Consider the following 25141-nt stretch of genomic DNA (forward strand, 5'->3'; position numbering starts at 1 on the left):
CCCATCCGGCTCGAGGAGCCACACATGACGCAGCAGCGGATCAACCTCTTCATGGAGACCGAGCCGTTCCGTAACGCAGGCGGCGTCGTCAACGGCCTCATCCTGGAGGACCTGCGGCGGCAGGGGCATGAAGTGACCGGCCACTTCAGGCACCGCCTGGACGGCAACGATATCTCGATGCCGCTGGCGACCGCGGACCGGCTGCGCCACATCCTCGCGCAGCCTCCCGCGGACCTCGCCATCTTCTGTGACCAGGGGCTGTTGATCCACCCGCCAGGTCCGCGCGTCGCCCGCCGCAGCGCGGTCGTCTTCCACGGACTCGTGGGCGGACAGTCCCTGTGGCTGGGCAATCCCGCAGTGGACCTCTATTGCGCCACCTCCGCGTATCTGCGCGAGGTGTTGATCAGCCTGCTGACGCTGCCCGACGTGCGCCGCCGCGTCTGCCTGGATCCGTCCGGCTTCGACAAGGTCGTGGACTTCCGCGCGGGCCTGCCCTGCGTCGCCAGCCCTACCGGTGACGCCCGCATGGAGGGCGCCTCGATTCCCGTCGAGGTGCAGGAAGCGCTGGACGCCGGAGACGTCCTGGGCCATGCGCTGCAGCCCCGCAAGCCGGACTGGTACGCGGTCCTCAGCATCCTCGTGCACCTGCACCTGCGGTCGCGCGAAGAGAACGGACCGCGATACCGGCTCATCGTCGACGCGGAGGACTTCGCCTTCATCGACTACTCGTTCACGCACGGCTTCCCGTTCGACGTGAGCGGTGCCCGGTCCATGCTGGACGGGATGGGCCTCAAGCTCACCGACCTGCTGCTCCCGATACGGCGTCTCAGCCAGGCCGAGCTCTTCCGCCTCTTCGAGCTCACGAAGTTCGGGCTCTCCTTCAACATCTACCCGGAGCCCTTCGGCTTCTATCCGCTGGAGTCCGTGTTCCGGGGCTGCCCCGTCTACACGAATGGCATTGGCAACAACCGCTTCAGCCTGCCGCCAGGCCATGGCATCCGCGTCTTCGACAACGTGGACATGGCCTTCGGCGATCCGTTCTCCTTCCGGGAGGTCGCGGACACCATCGTGGACGACCTGCGCTCGCGCGAGCGCGTCACGCGGGAGTGCGCGCAGGGCCGCGAATTCATCGCGCGGAACTTCGACCGGGACAGCTTCACGCGCACCTGGCGCAAGGCCCTGGCGCACCTGGACGCGCCCCGGCCAAGGCCCCAGCCTTTTGAATCGCTCCTCGTGAAGCAGGGCCCCACGGTCCGCCGCCTGGAGGAGCCCACGGGGCGCGTCGTCAGCGACTTCAGGCACCAGACGCTGGAGCCCCGGGCGCTGGCCATCCTCAAGGCCTCACTGGGGCGACCCATGGGTCAGGTGCTCGAGGACATGAACGAGGCGGATCAGGCGCTGCTGCAGGGCCTGTTCTCCCAGGGGGTGCTGACGCTTCGCCCCGAGGGCCACCTGTCGGGCCTGTGACCGGGAACGAGGACCCGTCACTCCGCCGCGAGGTTGAGCTTGAAGACGTTGTCCTGGCCCGCCTTCACTTCGAAAGAGCGGGTCACGTCCTTGCCCAGTTCCTTGTTCACGACGCGCACCTGATGCACGCCCTCCGTCGCCTCCACGGCGGCGAAGGGCGTCTGCCCCAGGGGCTTGCCGTCCAGGGACACCATGCCGAACGGACGGACGCGGAACTCCACCCTGCCCTTCGGGAGCTCGCGACGGACCGCGGGAGCGACGCGGCGGACCGGCGCCGCGGGCGTGCTCGTCGACACGGGCTTCACGGCGACCGCGGGGCGAGGAGTCGGCGCGGCCTCCGTCACGACGCCCGCATCGCGCGCCTCCACGGACTCCTCTGTCGAGGGCCTCACCTCCACCACGACGGCCGGAGTTCCGCTGTCCACAGCCTGGGATGCGGTGGCCGCCGGCTCCTCGGGGACAGGGGGCGTCACCTTCGGCTCCGGTGGCTTCACGAGCGGAGCCTCATTCTGGACCACCGGCGCGGACGCATTCCCGGGCGCGGGGTCGCCAAAACCCACGCTCACGAGCGCGATTCCGGCCAGGACCCCGAACACGCTCACGGCCACCACCCCACCCACCACCACGCCCGCCCGCTTCGCCCAACGGAAACCCGCCGCCTCCGCGGGCTTTCCAGGAGCCCCGGCCCCCAGCGACTCTCGTGCGGCGGAATCCTTCTGAACGCCCGAAGGCCGCGACGCTGAAGCCTCCGCCAGCAGGCTTCCCGCCGACGGTGTCGCCGGATCCGTCGCCGCGTCGAACCGGCTCGACGGCATGTCGTGCCCGGATGCGGTGACGGCGGGCGCCTCCATCGAGGAGCGCGAGGCCAACGGCTCCCACGCCGTGCCCACACGTCCAGGCATGGGCGTCGTCGTCGCCTCCACCGCGGGAGCCACGGGCGCCGTCACCCGCCCCTTCGCGGGCGTGGGTGCCACGGGCGTGGCCTCCACCCCTTCCATCACCTGCGCCACCAGCCGGGCAATCTGATACGCGCCCACCGGCTCGCCCAGCGACAGCACGAAGCGCTCCAGGTCCGCCTGGAACGCGCGGCAGTCCGGGTAGCGCTGCTCCCGGTCCTTCGCGAGCGCCTTCTCCAGGATGCGCTGCATCGACTCCGGCAGGTCCGGCCGGCGCTGCACCGCGGGCACGAAGGGCTCGAAGAGGATGGCCTGCATCATGCTCACGTCCGTCGTCGCCTCGAAGGGGCGCTTCCCGGTGAGCAGCTCGTAGAGCACGATGCCCAGCGCGTACACGTCCACGCGCCCATCCATGGGCCGGGCCTGCAGCTGCTCCGGCGGCATGTACGCGACCTTGCCCTTCACCACGCCCGTCGCCGTGCGGTGACTCTGCCCCGCCACCTTCGCGATGCCGAAGTCCACCACCTTCACCGCGCCCTGCCGCGACACCAGGACGTTCTCCGGACTGATGTCCCGGTGCACCAGCCCCAGCGGCGCGCCCGTCTCCGGGTCCGACAGCTCGTGCGCGAACGCCAGCCCCTCCGCCGCGGCGGCCACCATCTTCGCGCACACGCCCAGGGGCAGCGGCTGCTTCAGCTCCATGGAGCGCTTGACGAGCCTGCGCAGCGTGGGCCCGTCGATGTACTCCATCGCCAGGAAGTAGCTGCCGTCCACCTCACCGAAGTCGAAGATCTGCACCACGTTCGGGTGGTCCAGCCGGGCGGCCAGCTGCGCCTCGCCCAGGAACATCTCCACGAACGCTTCATCCTCCGCCAGGTGCGGCAGGATGCGCTTGAGCACCAGGGTCTTCTCGAAGCCCCGGGGCCCCGCAGCCTTCGCGAGGAACACCTCGGCCATCCCGCCCGAGGCGAGCTTCCGCACCAGCTGGTACTTCCCCAATTGCATGGACGGGAAGCTTTCCCATGGTTCACTGGAAAAGTGAAACCCTCCGCGCGAGCGAGCGTCCGGTGGCGGGAGCAAGCCACCAGGACGTTTGACCGTGACGCGACGTGGTCCGTAGGATCCGCGCTCCCATGCCTCCCAAGGCCATTGGTCCCTACCGCGTGCTGGAAACGCTCGGCAGTGGCGGGGCCGGGACCGTCTATCGGGCCCTGGACCGCCGCAGCAACGACGAGGTCGCGCTGAAGCTCCTGTCGACGGGTGGCCCGTCGCTGGACGACCGCGCGGCACGACGGCTTGCGCGCGAATTCGAGACGCTCGCGGACCTGGCCCACCCCAACGTGGTGAAGGTCTTCGAGGCCGGCGTCCACGCGGGCCAGCCGTACCTGGCCATGGAGCTCATCGAGGGGCTCACGCTGCGCCACTACCTGGACGTGAGCTTCAACGACCTGCACACGCCCACGCCCTCCAGCCGCTTCCCGCTCACCCTCCGCCGCACCGCGGACGACGACTTCGGCAGCGCGGACGGTCCGGACGACGACGCGGACGACGCCAGCGAGGACGACGGCACCTTCGACCTCAACGCCTTCGCGGAGGAGGCCCCCAGCGAGGACCTGGCCAGCTTCCATGGCGCCGGTGAGGACGACTCGGACTCGGACGGGATGCCCGTGGTGGATCCGCGCCGCGCCGGGCCGCGCGCGCCGCCGCCCCCCTCCCGCCCCGCCACGCCGAAGATGGCGGACCTCAACCGTCCGGAGCGCATGGGCAAGCTGAAGGACGCCATGCTCCAGGTGTGCGAGGCGCTCGCGTACATCCATGGCCACGGACTGGTGCACCGCGACCTGAAGCCTTCCAACATCATGGTGGACGACGACCGCCAGGTGCGGCTGATGGACTTCGGCCTGGCCAAGTTCCTCGCGGACGACGCGGGCATCACCGCGGACGGCAAGCTGGTGGGCACCTACCGGTACATGGCCCCGGAGCAGATTCTCGGGGAGCCGCTGGATGGGCGCTCGGACCTGTACAGCCTGGGCGTCATCCTGTACGAGCTGATGAGCGGGCGTCCGCCGTTCGACGCGAAAACGCCGCACGAGCTGTGGCGCCAGGTGCTGGAGACGGAACCTCCGCCGCTGCTCGCGCTCAACCTGCATGGCGACCCGCAGCTGGCGCGGGTGGCCCATCGCCTCATCCGCAAGGAGCCGGACGACCGGTTCCAGACGGCCGAGGAAGTGTACGAGGCCCTCTCCGAGTGACCACGACGACGACGCACACCCTCACCGTGGACGCCGCCAAGGCGGGCCAGCGGGTGGACCTGTTCGTGGGCGAGGCCCTGGGCCTGTCCCGCGCGCGCCTGAAGCGCCTCTTCGAAGAAGGCCAGGTGCGTGTGAATGGCCGCCCCGCCAAGAAGGGGCTCACCATCACCGCCGGCCAGCAGGTCGCCGTGACGGTGGAGGAGACCACCCGCGAGGCCGTGCCCGACACGGACTTCCCGCTCGTCGTCCTGCACGAGGACGACGCCCTGCTCTTCGTGGACAAGCCCGCGGGCCGCCCGTCACATCCCCTGCAGCCGGGTGAGACGGGCACGGTGGCCAACGCCCTGGTGGCGCGCTACCCGGAGGTCGCGCAGGCGTCTCAGGACCCGCGCGAGGGCGGCCTGTGCCACCGGCTGGACGTGGAGACGTCCGGGGTCCTCGCGGCGGCCCGCACGCGCGAGGCCTGGACCACCGTGCGCGAGGCCTTCAGCAATCGCGCGGTGGACAAGCGCTACCTCGCCCTGGTGACGGGCCCGCTGGCGGACGAGGGCGAGGTGGAGGTCCCGCTGCGCCACCACCCGCGCCACCCGGACCGCGTGGAGCCCGCTCCCTACGGCGCCGAGGACGCCCGCGAGGCGCTCTCCCACTTCCGGGTGCTGGCCCGCTCCGGGGACTACAGCCTGGTGGAGGTGAAGATCCTCACCGGCGTGCTGCACCAGGTGCGCGCGCATCTGGCTGGTGTGGGTGCGCCCATCGTGGGCGACGCGATCTATGGCGGCCGCGAGGCGCCGGAGCTGGGTCGGTTCTTCCTGCACGCCCGCTCGCTCACCGTGCCCCACCCGGTGACGAAAGAGCCCGTGAAGGTGGAGAGCCCGCTGCCGCCGGACCTGGTGGCGGAGCTTTCGCGCCACGGGCTGTCGTGGCCGGTGGCCGGTTAGTCGCCCATCACCTTGACGATGACGCGCTTGCGGCGCTGGCCGTCGAACTCGGCGTAGAAGACCTGCTGCCAGGGGCCCAGGTCGAGCTTGCCGGCGGTGACGGGAATCAGCACCTGATGGTGGACGAGCATGGACTTCAGGTGCGCGTCGCCGTTGTCCTCGCCGGTGCGGTGGTGGCGGTAGTCGGGGCCGTGGGGCGCCAGGTGCTGGAGCCAGTCCCAGATGTCCTCGTGGAGGCCGGGCTCGTCGTCGTTGACGAAGACGCCCGCGGTGATGTGCATGGCGGACACCAGCACCATGCCCTCCTGGATGCCGCTCTTCTTCACCAGGGAGGCCACGGTGTCCGTGAGGCGCACCAGCTCGCGCCGGGCCTTCGTCTCGAACCAGAGGTATTCGGTGAGGGTCTTCATGGCTCGCACTGTCAGAGGGGACCACTAGAGTGACTCACGCCATGCGAGCCATCCTCCACGTGGACATGGACGCCTTCTATGCGTCCGTCGAGCAGCGCGACAACCCGTCCCTCCGGGGCAAGCCGGTCATCGTTGGCGGGCATGCACAACGCGGCGTGGTGGTGGCCGCGTCCTACGAGGTGCGCCCCTTCGGCGTGCGCAGCGCCATGCCCATGGCGAGGGCGGTGAAGCAGGCGCCGCACGCCATCGTGGTGAAGCCGCGCTTCTCCGCCTACGCGGAGGCCAGCGAGCAGGTGTTCGCCATCTTCGAGCGGTACACGCCGCTGATTGAACCCCTGTCGCTGGACGAGGCGTTCCTGGACGTCACGGCGTCGGTGGGGCTCTTCGGCGCGGCGGCGGACATCGCGAAGCGGATCCGCAAGGAGATCGCCCACGAGCTGAACCTGCCGGCGTCCGCGGGCATCGCCACGGCGAAGTTCGTGGCGAAGATCGCCTCCGACCTGGCGAAGCCCAACGGTCAGCGCGAGGTGCGCCCGGAGGAGACGGTGGCCTTCCTGGCCGGGCTGCCGGTGTCGCGCCTGTGGGGTGTGGGGCCGAAGACGGAAGAGGCGATGAAGCGCGCGGGGCTCGTCACGATTGGGGACGTGGCGACGCGCGACGTGGGCTGGCTGGAGGAGCGCTTCGGCGCGTCGAGCGCGAAGCACCTGTGGGAGCTGTCGCACGGCATCGACGCGCGGGACGTGGTGCCGGACCGGGCGGCCAAGAGCGTGGGCGCGGAGGACACGTTCGACGAGGACCTGACGGGCCCGGAGGCGCTCAAGCCGCACGTGCACGCGCAGGCCCTGCGGGTGGCGCGGCGGCTGCGGAGAGCGTCGTTGAAGGGGCGCGTGGTGCAGCTCAAGCTGAAGTTCGCGGACTTCACGCTCATCACCCGGCGCGTCACGCTGCGAGAGGCGACGGACGACGGGCAGGTCATCTACCGCGCGGCGCTGGAGCTGCTGGAGCGCGCCCATGAGGGCAAGGCGCTGCGGCTCACCGGCGTGAGCGTGCAGTTGGACGAGGACGAGCCGCAGCTCGGGCTGTTCCCGGCGGCGGCGCCGAAGTCGTCGAAGTTGAACGAAGCGATGGACCGTATCGCGGCGCGCTTCGGCAGCAAGGCCATCACCATGGCGGACATCGCGGGGGCGGAGGCATCGGACGACGACCAGCACCGCTCCGAGAAGCCGGTGGACAAGCCGAAGCGGTAGCGCGTCCCTCGGAGGCGACAAGGGCCGGAGCATCCGCGAGCGCGCCAGCCGTTCCGCCGCACCATCGCGTTGGGAAGCGGCAGCGCCCGTCGCGCACGACAAGGGCCGAGGCTGAGAACGTGCCAGCCGTTTCGCTCCACCACCGCAGTGGAGAAGTGGCAGCACGTCTCTCGGGCACGACAAGAGGCGGGGCATCCGCGAGCGCGCCAGCCGTTTCGCCGCACCATCGCGGTGGGGAACCGGTGTCGCCTCATCGACACGAAAAGGGCCGGAGCACCTGAGCGCTCCAGCCCCTTCGCTGCATCTACGCTACGGGAGCGCTACCCCTCGCCCGCGTCGGAACCGGAGGAGGCCGGGCGTTCCGCTCCCGAACCGCCGCCCTCTCCGCTTCCGTTGCCGGTACGGCGGCGACGGCGGCGGCGGCGCTTGCGGCGGGGACCTTCCGCGTCCGCTCCATTGTTCGCTCCGGCGCGCGGCGGCGGCACCTCTCCGGCCTGCCACGCCTCCAGCGCCTCGCGGCCCTCGCCCGTGGCCTCCACCGTCATCGCGTAGACGGCCAGCGCCTCGTTGAAGAGCGGGTGGCGGCGGAAGGCGCCCGTCTTGCGGCGGCGCTCTCCGGACAGCGTGCGCTGCATCAGGAGCAGCATGCGGCAGCGCTCGGCGATGCGGCGCGGCAGGCGCGCGGACTCCACGAAGCCCGCCAGCAGGTCCTCGATGACGCGCGACACCGACGCGCGTCCCTCGTCCTGGGACTCCTCCACCGGCGGCTGCGCGCGGCTGATGGGCACCAGCAACGTGGCCAGCAGGATGGCGTCGTCCAACACCTCACCGGCGGACACGCGCTTATCCAGCGCCTGCGCGAAGGCGTAGAAGGTCTTCTCCCCTTCCTTGCCGTTCTCACGCAGGTACTCGTCCACCGGCGGCAGCAGGATCTTCAGCGCGTCCAGCGCCGCCAGCAGCTTCAGCGCCGGAGCGGACACGCCGCCTCGGATGAGCCGGAACGTCTCCTCCAGGAGGCGCGCGGGCGCGCAGCGCGGCAGGTCCTCCACCGCGCCTTCCATCGCCGCGTACGTGCGCGACTCGATGTCCAGGTCCAGCTTCGCCGCGAAGCGCACCGCGCGCAGGATGCGCACCGGGTCCTCGCGCATGCGGATCTCCGGGTCGCCAATCGTCCGGATGAAGCGCTCATCCAGGTCGCGCCGGCCGCGCACGTAGTCGATGACCCGGCCTTCGCTCGCGTCGTAGAACAGGCCGTTGATGGTGAAGTCGCGGCGGCGCGCGTCCTGCTGCGCGGTGCCGAAGACGTTGTCGTGGGTGATGAGGAGGTCCTCGCCACTCTGCCCCTCCTCCACCCCCGCGCCCGCCGCCGGCTCCAGCTCCGTCGGGTTCGCGCGGAAGGTGGACACCTCCACGATCTTCCCGCCCTTGAAGTAGACGTGCGCCAGCCGGAAGCGCCGGCCGATGAGCCGGCAGTTGCGGAAGATGGCGCGCACCTCGCCCGGGTGGGCGCTGGTGGCCACGTCGAAGTCCTTGGGCTTCTTGCCCAGCAGCAGGTCGCGCACGCAGCCGCCCACCAGGTACGCCTGGTGGCCGTGCTGGTGCAGCCGCAGCACCACCTTGAGCGCGTCCGGATCCATCTCGTCCGGATCGATCTCCGCGGGCTCTCCCGTGCGCGTGGTGGTGGGCGCCTGGAGCTCCGGCTCGTTCGCGGCGGGCTCCGGCTCCGGCTCCAGGATGACGGCCTCGGGCTCCTCGGCTTCGTCCCCCGCCTCCGCGGCGGCCTGCGCGTCCTCCGCCTCCGCGGCCTTCAGGGCCTCCGTGGCGGCCCGGATCTCGTCGCTGACCTCGGGGCCGGCGTCCTCGGTGTCGTCGTCATCGTCGAACCCGTCGTCCTCCGCCGCGTCCGCGGAGAAGGAGGGCTCGGAAGGGGCCGGGGTGGCCCGGGAAGGGGTTTCGTGTTCGCTGGGGTGCTCGGCGGAGTCCGCGGGCACCTGGGCCTCGGTGCGCTCGGTGCGCTCCTCGGAGCCCGTCAGGTCCAGGGGGGAAGACATGGAAAGTACCTCGTGCGCGGACCCGGATGCCGTGTCCGCTGCCGCCTCGAAGGAGGCCTCTCCGCGCGCGTCGTCTCCGGGCGCGGCTGGCAGCGTTCCGCCATGGGGCGGGGGATGGGTCGGGTCTCGCGTCATTCGCCTCGGAAGGGCAGCCGTCTAGCACGCATCCTCCCACCCATGGGGGTCGCGGCTAAGGACATTCTTCAGGGACGTCGGGGGTCCACCCGGGGCCCCCTGCCCGCCCGCCGTGCGCCCGCTGCCCGTGGGAGGCGCTTCCACTGGATAACACCGGGTCCAGGCCGAACCCCGGCCGCCACCGGCCCCTCAAGCTGGAGGGGCCGCAAGGCAGGCAGGCGGCCGAGCTTCAAGGCCCGGAGCCTCAGGTGGGCGGCTTCAGGGTGCGCCCCTTGTGGGTCCGGGGCAGCGCGTGGGAGATGAGCGACACGTAGTCCACCGCCTGCACGCGCGGCGGGGGCGGCTGCGTGCCCAGCGCGGCCAGGCGCTTGCTGAACGCGGCCAGGATGTCCGGCATGGGGCGCATGGCCTTGAGCAGCGCGTTGGGCCCCTCCATCGCCTGGGACAGCGCGATGGCCGCCTGCTGCAACGGCAACCCGCGCCTGAGCAGGTCCTGGAACGAGTTCGACAGCGTGATGATGTTGTGCCCCGCCGTCTGCACCATCTCCACGGCGATCTTCAGCACCTGCGGCGCCGTGAGGTGGCCGTCCGCCAGCAGCACCAGCGCCGCCTGGAAATAGTTGAAGATGGGCACCACGCGCGGGCCGTAGGGCGTGAAGTGCGCGGGCGGCGTCAGCTTGTCCAGGTGGATGAAGATGCGCCGCACCGGATCCGCGATGGGGATCTTCTTCCACGCCTCGTGCACCCGCGCGGCGTCGTCCGGGTACACCCCGCCCGCCTCCAGCACCTGGGACAGCACGCGCTCGTCCACCCGGCCCGCGATGAGGTCCGCGTAGAGCGAATAGATGAACGCGTCCGCCTCCGCGTCGTCGCCGAAGAGCACTTCTTCCGCTTCCACCGGCGCGTTGACGCGGCTCTCCAGGATGGCGGGCAGCTTGTAGCCCACCTGTCCGCGCAGGGCCCGGAAGCGTCCGCGCAGCAGGTTGCCCACGTTGTCCTTGAGGACGAACTCGTCCCACTGGATGCCGTCCAGCTTGAGCTTCTCCTCCAGCACCGCGCGCATCTGCTTGGGGCTGCCGGACACGATGCACAGCCGCGAGTCCCCCTGCTCCGCCAGCTCGCGGATGAGGGCGGACGCGCCCGGGATGGCGACCTTCTCATGGGCCTTCTGGAACGCCGTGCGGAACAGGTCGCGCAGCGATTCGAAGTCCGTCTGGAGGTACGTCTTGTCCAGGTCCCACCGGTAGATGCGGCGCGGGGGACGCGGGTCGATGCGGTCCGGCAGGCTCACTTCGCCAGGCCCTCCTGGATGGCGGTGCCCAGCTCGTTCGCCACCGCCTTCGCGGCCACCTTGCCCGCGTTCGCGATGGCGCGCGCCTTGGAGCGGCCGTGCGCCTTGATGAAGATGCGGTCGAACCCCAGGATGGGCGCGCCGCCGTACTGCTCCCAGTCCGTGATGTCCTTGAGCCGTTCAATCCCGGAGGACAGCATGGCCAGGCCCGCGCGCCAGCGCAGGCTCTCCTTGTAGGCGTACTGGGCCAGCTCCATCACCGTGTCGTGCACGCCCTCCAGCATCTTCAGGCACACGTTGCCCACGAAGCCGTCGGTGACAATCACGTCCACCGTGCCGCGCGGGATGTCGATGCCCTCCACGTTCCCCGTGAAGTTGAGCCCCGCCATCTGCGACAGCCGCTGGTGCGCCTCCACCACGCGCGGCGGGCCCTTCTGCGGCTCCACCCCATTCGACAACAGCGCCACCTTGGGCCGCTCGTTGCGGGAGATGATGCGCGCGTAGGCAGAGCCCATGACGGCGAACGCCACCAGGTCCTCCGCGGTGGCCTCCACCGTGGCGCCCACGTCGAGGATGAGGCTGAACGGGTCCTGCTTCGCGCCGCGCACGCCCCGCGTGGGGTACACCGTGGCCAGGGCCGCGCGGCGCACGCCGGGAATGAGCTGGAAGTGGCGCTTGCACGCGAGCACGCCCGCGCCCGTGTTGCCCGCGGAGACGAGCGCGTGCGCCTCCCCTTCCGCCACCAGCCGGGCGGCCACCGCCACGGAGGACTCGGGCTTGCGCGCCAGCGCCTCGCCGGGCTTCTCGTCCATGCCCACGAAGTCGCCCGCGTGGTGCACGGAGATGCGCTCCCCGTTGTGCTTGATGCCCGCCAGGGCCTCGTCAATGACTGGCCGGTCCCCCACGAGCAGCGCGTGGATGTGCGGAGACTCCAGCGAAAGCTGGGCAGCGCCTCGCACCACCTCCGCCGGGCCGTGATCGCTCCCCATCACGTCGAACGCGATGGTGATGTGCTGCGGCTTGCCCACCATGGTCTCCATCCTATGAGCTTTGCTCCGCGCCTGCTCCCGACATTCGCACCTGTGTCACCAGCGACAGTGCCAAAAGTCCACCCAGCGCCACCAGCACCGCCCCCGTCCCGTAGGGCGCCGCCGGGCCCAGTCGGGTGAAGAGCAGGCCGCCCAGCGCGGGCCCGATGATGCGGCCCAGGGACCCGGACGCCTGATACGCCCCCAGGACCGCCCCCTGCCGCTCCATGGGCGCGTGCAGGGACACCAGCGCGGACAGGCACGGCGTCACCAGCGCGGAGCCCACCGCCAACAGCCCCATCACCGGGAAGAGCCACCCGTACGACGGCGCCACGGGCAACAGGGCCAGCCCCGCCGCCGTCAGCCCGAACCCCACCACGGCCACCGGGGCCTCCCGCCCTCCCCTGCCCCCCGGGGCACCGTCCGCCCCTTGGCCCGGCGCGCCATGACCGGCCGCCACCAGCCGGCGCACCAGCCCGCCCTGCACCAGCGCGGACAGCACGCCCACCACCGCGAAGAGCGCCCCGGAGCGCAGGCTCGCCTCCTTCAGGATGGACGCGTCCGGATGCACCGCGTGAACCAGCCACCCGCCCTCCAGCGGCACCGGCCCGGAGGAGAGGAAGCGCGTCAGCAGGTAGACGGAGAAGGTGCCCTCCATCTGCGCGAAGGCCACCGTGTAGAGCAGCACCAGCACCACGCACCGGCCCACGACGGGCAGCGTCAACACGGCGGACACGCCCCGCATGCTGCGCGTCGTCGCGGACGGTGAGTCCGCCCTGCGCGTCTCCGGCAGGAAGAACCAGGTGTTGAGCAGGTTCAGCGCGGACAGTCCCGCCGCGAACAGGCCGATGGCCAGGTTGCCGCCCCACGCCCCCAGCACGCCGCCCAGCGCGGGCCCCAGCACGAAGCCCAGCCCGAACGCCGCGCCGATGATGCCCATGCCCCGCGCGCGCTCATGCGGCTTGGTGATGTCCGCCACCACCGCCTGCGCCGTGGACACGTTGCCGCCGGACACCCCGTCGATGACGCGGGACAGGAACAACAGGGGCAGCGTGTGCGCGAAGGCGAACAGCACGTAGCCCACCAGCGAGCCCACCTGGGAGACGAGCAGCACCGGCCGCCGGCCGAACCGGTCCGACAGCCGCCCCATGATGGGCGCCGCCACCAGCTGCATCAGCGAGTACACCGCGACGAGCAGCCCCACCGCGAAGGGGGAAGCGCCAAAGCGCACGCCGTACACGCCCAGCTGCGGAATCAGGATGCCGAACCCGATGAGGTCCAGGACGGCGATGCCGAACACCACCCGCAGCGACGCCTCCCGAGCCAACTTCGCACTCCCTCGTCCCCTCGAGGGACCGTTGGAAAAGACAAGACCGCCGGAGCGCGCAACGGGCGCTCCGGCGGCCGGGAAGAATCCCACTCTCAGCGTTGGGCGTCTACATCGCCTCGGCGGACTGGATTTGACGGTTGGCCGTGTCGCGCTCGATGCAGCCCTTGGTCATCGTGTACTGGTACGTGCCCAGCTCGTCACGCCAGTACTCGCCCTCGTAGGGCCAGTAGAGCTGATCGTCCGCCACCGCCACGGAGTACTTGTACTTCTTGACGATGGCCGTGCGGCCGCCCGCCTTGAGCTGCTCCTCCAGGAACTCCTTCTCCTTGGTGGTCGTCTCGAACTTGATGCGCAGGCCGTTGGCCAGGAGCAGCTTGAGCGCGCCCAGCTCCGACTCCAGCTTGCCCTTGGCCATGATGCCGGCCTTGGAGATGAGGCTGGTGCGCTGGACCTTGAGCTCCTCCAACAGCTGCTTGGTCAGCTCCGAGTACTTGAACGTGTCGCCCTTGTTGCCGAACAGGTCCATCTCACCCTCGAGCTCCAGGATGGAGTCGTTGGTCTTCTTCAGGTCCTGATCCGTGAGGGCCAGCCGCAGGATGCGCTCCAGGATGACGTCCGTGCCGTTCTTCTCCAGGCCGTCCTTGTTCTTCTTCTGCACGTCCGCGAGCACCGTGTAGTACTCGGAGGCCTCCATGTTCTTCTTCACGAGCCCGTCCAGCTCGTCGTGCACGGGCAGGTAGGTGCGCTCGAAGTCCTGGAGGATGAGGTTGGACTCCCGGTAGCGGCAGTTCTCGTAATAGATGACCGCCTTGAGGATGAGCGCCTCCGGGAAGTACTCCTCGCGGAAGAAGGGCGACGACAGGGTGATGAGGTTGCCCAGCGCCTGCTCGTACTGGCCGATGCGGTAGTTGGCCCAGGAGGACTCGAAGAGGGCCTCCAGCCACTGCGTGTTCCCGCGCTCCACCTTGTTCAGATAGAAGATGGAGAAGCGGTTCTGCTGCATGCCGTAGTGCGTACGGGCCAGCTGCATGAAGGCCAGCTCGCGCAGCGACTTGTCCAGCTTCGCCTGCTCGCCGGTGCGGCCCGCCATGGGACGGGTGAGGCGCACCACTTCCTTCATGGCCTCCACGGACGCCATGACGTCCGTGTTGCCGCGCTTGGCCGCCGCGTCCTTATGGGCCGTGCCGTTGCGGAAGTAGGCCAGGCCCTCCAGGTACTTCGCGCGCGGGTAGAACGCGTCCGTGCGCGGGATGGTCAGCGCCAGCCGCTTCACCTCTTCAAAGGACTTGTCCGCGTTCTCCGTCTGGCCCACCTGATCCAGCGCGCGGCCACGCACGAAGTGGTAGCGCGCCAGCAGGTAGCGGAACTCGTTCCGGAACTTCTCCGGGAACTCGTAGTTCGCGTACCGGGCGATCTCATCCAGGATGACCGTCTCGTTCTGCGTCTTGCGGCTGATGAAGAACAGCCACTCCAGGCTCGTCTTGAAGAACTTCGTGGACGGGCCCGCGGCGAGGATCTTGGAGAACTCGCCCAGCGACGAGTGGTACAGCCCCATGCGGTACAGGGACTTGGCGAGCACGTAGCGCGCTTCCACGTGCAGGCCCTGGAGCTTGGGGTCACCCAACAGCTCGTGGGCCGCCATCGCGGACTTCTCGTACTCGTCGTTCTTGAACAGGCTGATGGCCGCGTCCAGGCGCTGGCGGTCCGCCGTCTTGCCGGACACGTCCACCGCGTCGAACGTCATGGTGGGCGCGGGCGGCTTGTCGTTGTCACCCGTGAGGTCCAGGCCCAGGCCGGGGCTGCCCTGGGCGGCCGGCTTCGCGGCCGGCGTGGGCTTCGCGGCCGGCGCGGCGGGCATCGCCGTGGGCGCGGGCGTCGTCGTCACCGCGGCGGGAGGCGTGGCCGGGTTGCCCGCGGGCGCGGGCTCGGTGGTGGCGGTGGAGGACTCCTCGGAGGTGTCCTCGGCCGGGGCGGCCGCCTTGCCCTTGCCGCGCTTGGCGGAAGCCTTCTTCTTCGAGGAAGCCTTCGAAGAGGCCCCCTTCTTCTTCTTCTTCGACTGGCCCGCCAGATCCAGCCCTTCGAAGGACTGGGCCAGCGTGGGGGCCGTGTACGCGAGCGTGAGCCCGAGGACGGCGAGGCGGAGGAACCGGTGGGTGCGCATGAGTCTCAGGAACCGGAGGGGAAGAAGAAGGACAGGCCCAGCTCGAACAGGATCTGGTTGCGGAGGTAGTTGGGCGTGGGCTCCCGGCCCTTCTCCACGTAGATGATGTCGCGCAGCTCCGTGCGCAGCGTCATCCACCGGTTGAAGAAGAAGCGCAGGCCGACGCCCACGTTACCGCCGCCCGTGAGGTACGACTTGCTGCCCGCGACGGGCGAGCCGTCCGCCAGCGGCTCCGCCGGGCCCTTGTACTGGACGACGGACGCGCCCACGACGCCGTACATGTCGAAGTGGACGAACTTCTCCGCCAGGAGCGACAGCTTGCCGTAGATGGGCGCCCACTGGACGTCCACGCCGCCCATCAGCGTCATCTGGCCGGGCGCGTACCCGTCCAGCTCGCCCTTGGAGGGCGCGCGGCAGCCGCGGGTGTCACCGCCCTCGCCCGGCGTGAAGGTGCAGATCTGCGCGGAGCCCGCCACGGAGTTCAGCGCGTAGCCGCCGCGCAGGCCCACGCCCAGCGTCTCCATGGGGAAGTAGGTGACGGTGCCGCCGAAGATGTACTTCTTGTAGAACGCGTCGCGGATGGTGATGGACGCGGACGGGCTGACCTCGAAGCGGCCCTTCTTGAGGAACATGTGGCCGGACACCGGCCGGATGCGCTCGCGAAGGGGACCCAGGGCGTCCTTGTCCACCTCGGACACGTCGCCGGCCTCCTCCTCCTGGGAGGTGGTGGGCGGGTTGGAGTTCGCCGCGGTCTTCGGCGCAGGGGCCGCCGGGGCCGGAGCAGGCGTGGCCGGAGCCGGGGCCGCCGGAGCGGCGGCGGCCGGAGCGGGCGCGGGGGCCTGGTCGGCGCCAGCGAGCGCGGGCACGCCCGCGCACAGGGTCAGGAGCAGACGGAAGGCGGGCTTCATTCGGACTCCCTCCCCGTCGACTTGAGGGGCAGGAAGATGGAGATGCCCGCGTTGAGGGTCATGACGTTCTGGAGGGCGCCCTTGCTGCTGCCCAGGGGCTGGTCCACGTAGGAGGTGTTGATGAGGGCCACGTTGACGGCCAGGTAGTCCTTGGTGACGAAGCGCATGCCCAGGCCCAGGTCGAAGGCCGGGTTGAGGCCGCGGTCCGGCAGCGCGGAGGTCTCGGTCCTCACCACGCCCATGCCACCCAGCAGGTAGCCGTCGAAGTGGAGGATGGAGTTGAGGAAGGACACCTTTCCGTAGAGCGGCGCCCACTCCAGGTCGCCCATGGCCGACCAGTTCGGCACGGAGCTGTAGATCTTGGAGTTGAAGGTGCGCTTCGCCGTGCGGACGTCATCCGACGGGATGACCTGGATGAGCGAGCCACGCGCCGAGATGGCCAGCGTGTCCGACAGGTACCAGGCCGCGCGCAGCGAGCCGCCGAACTTCGAATAGAACGGGTCGTTCACGGAGAGGCTCACGAACGGTGAGATCTCCAGGCGGTTCTTCTTCAGATAGACCTTGCGCTGAACGCTCTTCACCCGGTCGTCCTGGGTGATGTCCGTGAGCGGCATCAGCGCCTCGACCGGGATGTCCTTCGCCGGGGCGGCGGCAGGCGGCGACGCGGGACGGGCTTCTTCGTCCGGCGGCGGCGCGGGGTTCTCTTCGGGTGGCTTGGCCTGGGAGTCCTCGGTCAGATCGAGGCCCATGCCTTGCTGGTTCTGGGCGGGGGCCAGCGCGGGCCACATCAGGCTCAGCGCAAGCAGCAGCGTGGGGCGGTTCAAGTCCGGGCGCTCCGTGGGGGGAGGGAACGTACTGCCACCGGAAGGCAGCATGACATCAGCCGCGCCATCCTATCGGTCGTATTCCCAACCATCAACCAGCAGAATGCGCCTGCCTCCTCTGTATTCCTCCCGTATCGCTTCACAATTCCACTGTGCTCATGTCCCGCGGGTCAGGGGTTGGCGCGAAGAAGCGGTGTGCTACCGTTCGCGGGTTCCGGGCGTCGCTCTTCCCCCCTTGGCGCGCCCTGTTTCCATCCTTCCTAGAGGTCTGAAAGATGTTCGTGCGAACCGCGCTCTTCCTGTCCGCCGCCCTGATGCTGGGAGGCTGCGACGTCACCACCGAGCTGGGCAAGCCGTGCCAACTGGTGCGCAGGGCCACGGACCAGGAGCGGGAGGAGCAGGGCCGCAAGTTCGTGGAGATCCAGGAGAAGGACATCGCCGTGGATCAGGACTTCATCTCCTTCGGCTCGCTGGACTGCGAGGACCTCATCTGCGTCCGTGACGACCAGAGCCCCCGCAGCGACAACCCGGAGGCGTTCGCCCTGGGCTACTGCAGCAAGGAGTGCGTGCAGGGCACCACGACGGGCTGCGAGATCACCCGCACCGTGGGCGACGTGGAGGAGGGTCTCAAGGAGCGCATGACGTGCCGGCCCCTGCTCCTGGACCAGGACACGCTGGACGCCATCAAGGTCGCCGACGAGGGCTTCTACCGGCGCACCTTCGGCGAGAACAACTCGCCCTACTTCTGCGCGGGCGCCGTCGCGGCGGCCCAGGGCAACTGAACGGCGCACTGAACAGTCGCCTCGCGCGAAAGGGTTAGACCTTTTCGCGCCCCCCGTTCGTAAAGGCAGGGCCCGCGTTTCAAACGCCTTTGGAGCCCTGCCATGAATCGTACGGTCCTGTTCCTCGCCCTGGCTGGTGGCCTTGCCCTCACCGCGCTGGTGCTGGGCATGCCCCGCGGGGGTGGCCTCCCGCCCACTCCGCACGTCGTCGTGACGCCGCCCCCGCCCGTCCCGCCGCCGGGGCCGCGCGCGTCCACGGGCAGCCTCCAGGTGACGAGCCGGCTGTCGCATCCGTACGTGCCGGTGGGCCCCTCGGAGACGTACGTGACGGTGGACCTCACCGGCGCGGAGGTGCCCGGCGCGAAGAGGAGCCCGGTGAACCTGGCGGTGGTCATCGACCGGTCCGGATCCATGAGCGGCTACAAGCTCCAGCAGGCGAAGCAGGCCGCGCGGCACCTGGTGACGCTGCTGCGCGACGAGGACCGGCTGGCCATCGTGCACTACGGCAGCGACGTGAAGAGCCTGCCGTCGCTGCCGGCCACCGCGGGCAACCGCGAGCGGATGCTCCAGTTCATCGACGGCATCTGGGATGACGGCGGCACCAACATCAGCGCGGGCCTGTCCGTGGGCCGCACGCAGCTGGCCTCCGCCATGGGCGGGACGGCCACGGTGAACCGCCTTATTTTGATGAGCGACGGCCAGCCCACCGAAGGCGTGTCCGACGAGGAGGGGCTGAAGAACGTGGTGCGGGAGATCCGCGCCTCCGGCATCACGGTGAGCTCCATTGGCGTGGGCACGGACTTCAACGAGGACCTGATGCAGGCCTTCGCGGAGTACGGCGCCGGCGCGTACGGCTTCCTGGAGGACGCGAGCAAGCTGTCCACCCTCTTTCAGCGCGACCTGCAGCAGGCCACCACCGCGGTGGCGCGCAACGTGGAGCTGTCCTTCGAGCTGCCCCCGGGCACGAGCTTGGGCGAGGTGCTGGGCTACCGCGCGCACCAGGCCGGCAACACCGTGCGCGTGGCGCTGCCGGACTTCTCCGCGGGCCAGGTGGAGCGCGTGGTGGCGCGGCTGCACGTGACGGGCACCGCGCCGGGCCAGTCCGTGCAGGTGGCGGGGCTGAAGGTCGCGTACACGGACCTGCTCGTGCAGAAGAACGTGGAGGACCAGTCCGTGCTGGCCGCGGTGGCCACCAACGTCCAGGAGGAGGTCGTCCAGCGCCAGGACAAGGAGGCCACGGTGTACGCGGCCCGGGTCCGCAGCGCGCAGAACCTCCAGAAGGCCGCGGAAGCGATGGCCCAGGGCAACAAGGCCGAGGCGAAGGGCTACCTCTCCCAGAACCAGGCCCTCTTCGAGGAGGCGGGCGCGGTGGCGGGCGCGGCGGCGGTGGCGGCGGATCAGGCCGAGCAGAGCCGCGCGATGCAGGAATACGACGACGCGGACTCCTATGAAGCCCAGAAGGCCGCCGTGAAGAACAGCAAGGTGAAGGCGCTCAAGAGCTTCGGGCGCATGGGCTCGACGTACTGAGTGTCGGGGACAGGGCGTGCGAGGGGGCATCGCCCGCCCCCCTGCCCGCCCGCCATCGCGACGTCACATCTTCGCGGTTGACCTCCGGAATCGCGTGGCCCTATCTCCGCGTTCTTCCAGGCTTCACCCCCTGGAAGCAGGGCGCACTGGAGGCGCGGACAAGCATGGCGGCGAGCGCGAGCACCCCGTGGGTCGGGGTCATCATGGGCGGCAAGAGCGACCTGGAGCACCTGCAACCGGCGATCGACATCCTCGCCGAGCTGCGCATCCCGCATGAGGTGCGCGTCGTGTCCGCGCACCGCACGCCGGACTGGATGATGGAGTACGCGTCCAGCGCGGAAGGCCGCGGCCTCTCCGTCATCATCGCCGCGGCGGGCGGCGCGGCGCACCTGCCCGGCATGGTGTCCAGCAAGACGCTCTTGCCGGTGCTGGGCGTGCCCATGCCCACCACGGTGCTCTCCGGCTTCGACGCGCTGCTCTCCATCGTGCAGATGCCCAAGGGCGTCCCGGTGGGCACGCAGGCCATTGGCAAGCCGGGGGCCGCCAACGCGGCGCTGCACGCGGCGGCCATCCTGGCGCTGAAGTACCCGGAGCTGCGCGAGCGGCTGGCCGCCTGGCGCAAGGCCCGCACGGACGAAGTGCTGGCGCAGCGCGAGGTGGCGGGATGAGCGGCCCCATGGTGCTTCCCGGAGGGACACTGGGCATCCTGGGCGGCGGACAGTTGGGGCGCATGATGGCGCTCGCGGCGCGCACGCTGGGCTACCAGGTGCAGGCGCTGGATCCGGATTCCGCGTGCCCTTCCCGCTCCGTGGTGGACCGCTGCCTCACCGCGTCCTTCACCGACACTGCGGCGGCCGAGGACCTGGCGCGCCAGTGCGACGTGGTGACGCTGGAGATTGAAAAGGTCTCGCTGTCCACGCTCAACGCGGTGGCCCGGCACGCGCCCATGCGCCCCGGCGCCTCCGTGCTGGAGGTGGTGCAGCACCGCGGCCGGCAGAAGGCGTGGCTCGCGAAGGGCGGCTTCCCGCTGGGCCCGTGGCGCGAGGCGAACTCGGAGGCGGAGCTGTCCCAGGCCATCACCGCGCTGGGCGGCAAGTGCTTCATCAAGTCCAGCGAGGGCGGCTACGACGGGCGCGGCCAGTACGAGGTGAAGGCGGCCTCCGAGGCGGGTGTCGCGTGGAAGGAGCTGGGCGAGCGCTCCGTGGTGGTGGAGGCCGCGCTGGACCTGAAGGCGGAGCTGTCCGTGCTGGTGGCGCGCGGGCCGGATGGGCAGCTCGCGGTGTATCCGCCCGCGTTCAACCACCACGAGGAGCGCATCCTCGCGTGGTCGCTGTTGCCGGGTCCGCTGCCCCAGGCCGTGCTGACGCAGGCGTCGCAGGTGGCGCGCGACATCACCGCGGGCCTGAAGGTGGAGGGGCTGTTGGTGGTGGAGATGTTCCTCCTGGGGGACGGGTCGCTGCTCGTCAACGAGGTGGCGCCCCGGCCGCACAACAGCTTCCACTCGACGGAGGTGGCGTGCCTCACGAGCCAGTTCGAGCAGGCCGTGCGCGCGGTGTGCAACCTGCCCCTGGGCTCCGTGGAGGTGGTGCGCCCCGCGGCCATCGTGAACCTGCTGGGCGACCTGTGGCTCCAGGAGGGCGGACCCAGGTTCGCTCAGGCACTGGCGCTGCCCGGCGTCCGGCTGCACCTGTACGGCAAGCGCGACGCGCGCAAGGGGCGCAAGATGGGCCATTTGTCCGCGGTGGGCTCCACGCCCGAGGACGCGCTCCAGCGCGTGAAGGCCGCCGCCACGGCCCTGGGGATGTAACGCCCATGAAGACGAACGCCGCCCGGCTCCTGGACTCGCTCGGCATCGCGTACAGCCTGCGCGACTACGACGTGGATCCGGACGACCTGTCCGCGGAGACGGTGGCCGCCAAGGTGGGCATGCCCGCGGAGCAGGTCTTCAAGACGCTGGTGGCCAAGGGCGACCGCACCGGCGTGTTGATGGCGGTGGTGCCGGGCAACGCGGAGCTGGACTTGAAGGCCCTGGCGCGGCTGTCCGGCGACCGCAAGGTGGACACCGTGCCCCTCAAGGAATTGCAGCCGCTCACCGGCTACATCCGGGGCGGCGTCACCGCGCTGGGGGGCAAGAAGGACTACCCCGTCTTCGTGGATGAGACGCTGGAGCTGTTCGACGAGGTCGCCGTGTCGGCCGGGGTGCGCGGGACGCAAATCGTCCTCGCCCCGGCGGACTACCTGCGCGTGACGAAGGGCAAGCCGGGACCCATTTCGCGTCCGAAGGCGTAGACCCTTTTCGCGAGCCGCGCGTTCGAAGGGACATTCCCGGCCCTTGGGGGCCGTTCCCGGGGTGTCCCGATGAATGCCGCCGTGTTGCAATTCCACCACCGCGAAGCCTTCGAGCACACCGTCACGCGCGCGCTGGCGGCAGGCGCCGGAGCGGGGCTGGCGCAGTGGGTCTCCTTGCGCGTGGGCATGCCGGTGCCGCTGACGTGGGTGGTGCCCGCGGCGGTGGTGCTGGCGTGCGCGCGGGGCGACCGGTGGGACCGGGGCCTGTTGAGTGGCCTGGGGTTGCTGCTCGTCGCGCTGCCCTATGGGCTGGGCCTGTCGCCCGCGTGGACCGTGGCCACGAGCGGCGCGGCCGCGGGCGCGCTGCTGGTGCGATCCCGCCTCAACGACCTGGGTGAGGAGGGACAGGTCGCGGATGTCCGCCCCACCCTCGTGCACTACGGCCTGGGCGCCGTGCTGGGCGCGGGGCTCACGCTGGCGGGCGGCGTGGTGGCGAACATCCTGTCGGTGCGGCTGGCGTCCGTGGCCACGCCCACGCTGCTGGCGGCGGCGGTGGTGGGCGGCATCGTGGGGCTCTTCGTGGGGCTGGGCGCCATCGCCGCGCACCTGGGGCTGACGGCGGATCCGGTGGAGGCGCGCGCGGAGGAGCTGCTGCCCCAGCTCTCCGGTGACTTCCACACGCTGTCCGAACGCGCGCTGTCCCTCTACCGGCAATGCGGTCAGTCCCTGGCGAAGCTTCCCCGGGAGCCCGCGCGCGAGGAGCTGGCCCGCACGCTGGCGCGGATTACCAAAGGCGCGGTGGAGCTGGCGTCAGAGTGGGCGGGCGTGGAGGCGCAGTTGGAGGAGCGCGCCGCCGCGGAGTTGCAGGCGGAGCGCGAGAGCCTGGAGCGCGGCGCTCGCGCGAGCACGGACCTGGTGGCGCGCCGGCAGCTGGAGGCCGCCGCGGCGTCGCTGGCGGAGGAGGTGGAGCGGCTGGGAGACATGCGTCAGCGGCGCGAGCGCATCCTCGCGAGGCTGCGCGCGGAGGTGGCCCTCCTGGAGCGTGCACGCGTGGCGCTGCTGTCCCTGCGCAGCGGTCAGGCCCAGCTGAAGGCGGCGGAGCTGGCCTCGCTGGCCCGCCGGTTCCGTGCCCTCTCGACCGCCCAGGGAGAGGAGGGCCAGGCGATGGACGCGGTCGCGGCCCAGGTCACGCTGACCCAGGTGGCGGCGGCGACCATGGTCCCGGTGACTCCGGTGGATCCGTCACCAGCAGAATCCGAGGGCGCCAAGGTGGCGGAAATCCAGCGGATTCAGGGGGAATAGGACCTGGGGAGGCTGACGGGGCCCTCCCGCCCCGGGCCCTGGGGGACTCCCGTGGCAAGCGTCCGTTTTGGATGTTGGCCCTGCCGAGTGGTCGGGGGGGACTGAAGCTTGCGCCAGAGCGCGGTACATTTCGGGGGCCATGAGCCTGCCCTCCCCCAGCAAGCCCGCACCACCACCGCCCTGGCTCTGGAACGGTGACGAGCCGAGGGTCGCCACCGTCTTCCAGCCCATCGTTGATCTGCTCAGCGGCGAGGTCCTCGGCCACGAGGTGCTGTCGCGAGGCCTGGGCCCGGTGGAGTCCCCCAACGAGCTGTTCAACCGCGCGCGGGTGGAGGGCTTCACCTACGAGTTGGAGCGCGCGTGCTGGACCGCGGCGGTGCGCCGCATCGCCACGCTGCCGGAGGCACAGCGGCGCGGGCCCTTCTTCTTCAACGTCAGTCCGGACGTGCTGAGCGACGAGCGCTTTGGCGGCGCGTCCACGCTGGAGCTGCTACGTCAGCACGGCCTGAGTCCCCAGCAGTTGGTGCTGGAGATCACCGAGCGCAGCACGTTCGAGGACACGGAGCAGCTGCGCATGCTCGCGCGGCGGTACGCGGAGCAGGGCTTCGGCATCGCGCTGGACGACTTCGGCGCGGGGCACTCGGGCCTGGTGACGCTGGTGCACAGCGCGCCGGACTTCATCAAGTTGGACCAGGCGCTGGTGCGGGACATCCACCTGCACACGTACCGGCAGCACCTGGTGAAGTCGCTGGTGGCGTTCGCGCAGCGCGTGGACGCGGTGCTCATCGCCGAGGGCGTGGAGACGTGGAACGAGCTGGCGGTCCTGCTGCGCCTGGGCATCCGGCACGCGCAGGGCTACCTGCTGGCGCGGCCCGTGAGCTCGCCGCAGCGGCCGGGAGCGGACTTCGCGGAGCGTTGCCGCGAGGCCATCCGCGCGCTGCACCACCGCGAGCACGAGGATGACGAGACGGTGGGCAGCATGATCATCCGCCCGCCGTGCGCGCCGGTGGCGGCGCAGGCGGTGGAGCTGGACCGGCTCTTCCGCCGCACGCCGGGCGAGGACCACGTCGTGTTGCTCGACGGCGAGCAGCCTCGGGCGGTGGTGACGCGGCGCAACTTCTACGCGCGCTTCGGAGGAACCGCCGCCACCACGGAGTCGGCGCTTCCGGACGAGCCGCGCGAGGCGCCGATGGTGGTGGAGGACGCGACGGCCATCACGGCGCTCGCGCGCATGGCGATGCGCCGTCCGCCCGAGACGGTCTACGACCCGGTGGTGGTGACGGACGCGAAGGGCCACTTCCTGGGCACGGTGACGATGAAGCAGCTCATCGCGCGGGCCTCGGACCTGGAGCAGCACGCGGCGACGGGCGCGCATCCGCTGACGGATCTGCCCGGCAGCCGGATGATTGAGCGGTGGATCCGCGCGGCGCTCCAGGGCAGCGCGTTCACGGTCATCTACGCGGACCTGGATCACTTCGAGGCGTACAACGACCGCTACGGATTCCTCCAGGGCGACCGGGTGATCCGCTACACGGCGAGCGTGTTGTCGGAGTGTCTGCACCTGCTGCCGGAGGGCTCGAACCTGGGCCACGTGGGCGGCGACGACTTCGTGCTGGTGTGTCCGGACGCGGTGGCGCCGGACGTGTTGCGCACGCTCTGCCAGCGCTTCGACGCGGAGAAGGTCCCGCTCTACGGTCCCGAGGACCTGCGGCGCGGCGGCTTCACGGCCAAGGACGCGGCAGGCAACACGGTGCCGGTGACGCTGAGCCTCGCGGCGGTGGACCACCAAGGGCTGTCCGCCAATCCCCACCCGGCGGAGCTGTCCGCCGTCGCCGCGTCCCTGCGAAAGCGAGTGAAGGCCGTCTCCGCGCAGACGCACACGAGCACGTTCCTCTTCCAGCCCGGCGCGGTGAAGTAGCCAGCCCGCACCGCAGCCGTCACGCCATCAGGCCCACGGGCATGCCCCGGTTTCCGGGACCCGTCAGCGGCGCACCACACGACCCTGTCCAACAGGTCGGGCAATCCAACCACGGCCCCCACCGCCCCCAGGGCGGAAAACCTGTCCGACTGTCCGACAAGTTTGGAGGCACCGTGGCGAGGGGGCCGTCCAGTCCATCCGAGTAGAAGAACCTGTCCGACAGGTTCAGCGGACCGAGGCCGCGAGCATCCGCGACATCCAGACGGAGCAACCTGTCCGACTGTCCGACAAGGCCGGGAGAACCGCGGATGGGGGCCCCCGCCATACAGGTTGCGAAAACCTGTCCGACTGTCCGACAGGTTGGGATGCCTCGTGCCGAAAGGGC

20 protein-coding genes are annotated in these 25141 nt (G+C 70.4%); 11 read left to right on the forward strand and 9 right to left on the reverse strand.

The annotated features are described in order from the left end of the window. Nucleotides 1-24 precede the first annotated feature (24 nt). Complete coding sequence (locus ACX114_RS27640; RefSeq protein WP_459289362.1) at nucleotides 25-1467, forward strand: glycosyltransferase; 1443 nt, start codon at nucleotides 25-27, stop codon at nucleotides 1465-1467. Nucleotides 1468-1484: 17 nt separating this feature from the next. Here the strand turns inward: ACX114_RS27640 and ACX114_RS27645 are convergent, their stop codons facing one another. Next, complete coding sequence (locus ACX114_RS27645; RefSeq protein ID WP_459289363.1) at nucleotides 1485-3368, reverse strand: protein kinase domain-containing protein; 1884 nt, start codon at nucleotides 3366-3368, stop codon at nucleotides 1485-1487. A 128-nt stretch (nucleotides 3369-3496) separates the two neighbouring features. On the opposite strand from ACX114_RS27645, the gene ACX114_RS27650 reads away from it, so the two are divergent. Next, entirely contained in the window at nucleotides 3497-4615 is a 1119-nt protein-coding gene (locus tag ACX114_RS27650; RefSeq protein ID WP_459289365.1) for a serine/threonine-protein kinase, read from the forward strand. After that, nucleotides 4612-5553, forward strand: a complete 942-nt coding sequence (locus ACX114_RS27655) for an RluA family pseudouridine synthase (RefSeq protein WP_459289367.1) — start codon at nucleotides 4612-4614, stop codon at nucleotides 5551-5553. The genes ACX114_RS27650 and ACX114_RS27655 overlap by 4 nt, the downstream gene beginning before the upstream one ends. On the opposite strand, the gene ACX114_RS27660 is transcribed toward ACX114_RS27655, so the two are convergent. Beyond that, nucleotides 5550-5963 carry a secondary thiamine-phosphate synthase enzyme YjbQ gene (locus ACX114_RS27660; RefSeq protein ID WP_459289369.1) on the reverse strand — a complete coding sequence of 138 codons (414 nt, stop codon included), beginning with the start codon at nucleotides 5961-5963 and terminating at the stop codon, nucleotides 5550-5552. The two genes, ACX114_RS27655 and ACX114_RS27660, sit on opposite strands and share 4 nt — an antisense overlap. 41 nt (nucleotides 5964-6004) lie before the next feature. Between ACX114_RS27660 and ACX114_RS27665 the strand changes: the two genes are divergently transcribed. Further along, nucleotides 6005-7210: a DNA polymerase IV gene (locus tag ACX114_RS27665; RefSeq protein ID WP_459289371.1), complete on the forward strand. Its 1206-nt coding sequence runs from the start codon at nucleotides 6005-6007 to the stop codon at nucleotides 7208-7210. 320 nt (nucleotides 7211-7530) lie between these two features. Here ACX114_RS27665 and pcnB read toward each other — a convergent pair whose 3' ends face one another. The 7 genes from pcnB to ACX114_RS27700 all read right to left on the reverse strand — a co-directional run bounded on the left by pcnB (nucleotide 7531) and on the right by ACX114_RS27700 (nucleotide 16938). Continuing rightward, the gene (gene pcnB / locus ACX114_RS27670) at nucleotides 7531-9261 is read right to left on the reverse strand and encodes a polynucleotide adenylyltransferase PcnB (RefSeq protein ID WP_459289373.1); all 1731 of its coding nucleotides are present in this window, start codon (nucleotides 9259-9261) and stop codon (nucleotides 7531-7533) included. A gap of 379 nt (nucleotides 9262-9640) precedes the next feature. After that, on the reverse strand, nucleotides 9641-10687 hold the full coding sequence (locus tag ACX114_RS27675) for a phosphatase domain-containing protein (RefSeq protein WP_014398335.1): 1047 nt from the start codon (nucleotides 10685-10687) through the stop codon (nucleotides 9641-9643). After that, nucleotides 10684-11718: a phosphate acyltransferase PlsX gene (gene plsX, locus ACX114_RS27680; RefSeq protein WP_120619848.1), complete on the reverse strand. Its 1035-nt coding sequence runs from the start codon at nucleotides 11716-11718 to the stop codon at nucleotides 10684-10686. The genes ACX114_RS27675 and plsX overlap by 4 nt, the downstream gene beginning before the upstream one ends. A gap of 10 nt (nucleotides 11719-11728) precedes the next feature. Then, the gene (locus tag ACX114_RS27685; protein ID WP_459289376.1) at nucleotides 11729-13042 is read right to left on the reverse strand and encodes an MFS transporter; all 1314 of its coding nucleotides are present in this window, start codon (nucleotides 13040-13042) and stop codon (nucleotides 11729-11731) included. A 109-nt stretch (nucleotides 13043-13151) separates the two neighbouring features. Next, the gene (gene gltC / locus ACX114_RS27690; protein ID WP_459289378.1) at nucleotides 13152-15206 is read right to left on the reverse strand and encodes an adventurous gliding motility protein GltC; all 2055 of its coding nucleotides are present in this window, start codon (nucleotides 15204-15206) and stop codon (nucleotides 13152-13154) included. A 5-nt stretch (nucleotides 15207-15211) separates the two neighbouring features. Then, the gene (locus ACX114_RS27695) at nucleotides 15212-16114 is read right to left on the reverse strand and encodes an outer membrane beta-barrel domain-containing protein (protein WP_459289380.1); all 903 of its coding nucleotides are present in this window, start codon (nucleotides 16112-16114) and stop codon (nucleotides 15212-15214) included. Beyond that, nucleotides 16111-16938, reverse strand: coding sequence for an outer membrane beta-barrel domain-containing protein (locus tag ACX114_RS27700; RefSeq protein ID WP_223742689.1), 828 nt, complete (start codon nucleotides 16936-16938; stop codon nucleotides 16111-16113). Before ACX114_RS27700 ends, ACX114_RS27695 begins: the two co-directional genes overlap by 4 nt. A 275-nt stretch (nucleotides 16939-17213) precedes the next feature. On the opposite strand from ACX114_RS27700, the gene cglC reads away from it, so the two are divergent. The 7 genes from cglC to ACX114_RS27735 all read left to right on the forward strand — a co-directional run bounded on the left by cglC (nucleotide 17214) and on the right by ACX114_RS27735 (nucleotide 24756). Next, on the forward strand, nucleotides 17214-17720 hold the full coding sequence (gene cglC / locus ACX114_RS27705) for an adventurous gliding motility lipoprotein CglC (protein WP_459289382.1): 507 nt from the start codon (nucleotides 17214-17216) through the stop codon (nucleotides 17718-17720). 102 nt (nucleotides 17721-17822) lie between these two features. Next, entirely contained in the window at nucleotides 17823-19247 is a 1425-nt protein-coding gene (locus ACX114_RS27710) for a vWA domain-containing protein (protein ID WP_459289384.1), read from the forward strand. 164 nt (nucleotides 19248-19411) lie between these two features. Continuing rightward, nucleotides 19412-19915 (forward strand): 5-(carboxyamino)imidazole ribonucleotide mutase, encoded by a 504-nt coding sequence (purE, locus tag ACX114_RS27715; protein ID WP_014398343.1) that lies wholly within the window; start codon nucleotides 19412-19414, stop codon nucleotides 19913-19915. Further along, nucleotides 19912-21054: a 5-(carboxyamino)imidazole ribonucleotide synthase gene (gene purK, locus ACX114_RS27720; RefSeq protein ID WP_459289386.1), complete on the forward strand. Its 1143-nt coding sequence runs from the start codon at nucleotides 19912-19914 to the stop codon at nucleotides 21052-21054. Before purE ends, purK begins: the two co-directional genes overlap by 4 nt. Before the next feature lie 5 nt (nucleotides 21055-21059). Continuing rightward, the gene (ybaK, locus tag ACX114_RS27725) at nucleotides 21060-21536 is read left to right on the forward strand and encodes a Cys-tRNA(Pro) deacylase (RefSeq protein ID WP_014398345.1); all 477 of its coding nucleotides are present in this window, start codon (nucleotides 21060-21062) and stop codon (nucleotides 21534-21536) included. A gap of 81 nt (nucleotides 21537-21617) precedes the next feature. Beyond that, the gene (locus tag ACX114_RS27730) at nucleotides 21618-22838 is read left to right on the forward strand and encodes a hypothetical protein (protein ID WP_459289389.1); all 1221 of its coding nucleotides are present in this window, start codon (nucleotides 21618-21620) and stop codon (nucleotides 22836-22838) included. A 139-nt stretch (nucleotides 22839-22977) separates the two neighbouring features. Next, nucleotides 22978-24756, forward strand: coding sequence for an EAL domain-containing protein (locus tag ACX114_RS27735; protein ID WP_459289391.1), 1779 nt, complete (start codon nucleotides 22978-22980; stop codon nucleotides 24754-24756). Nucleotides 24757-25141: the final 385 nt, after the last annotated feature.

It is taken from the genome of Corallococcus sp. M7 (assembly GCF_054512695.1).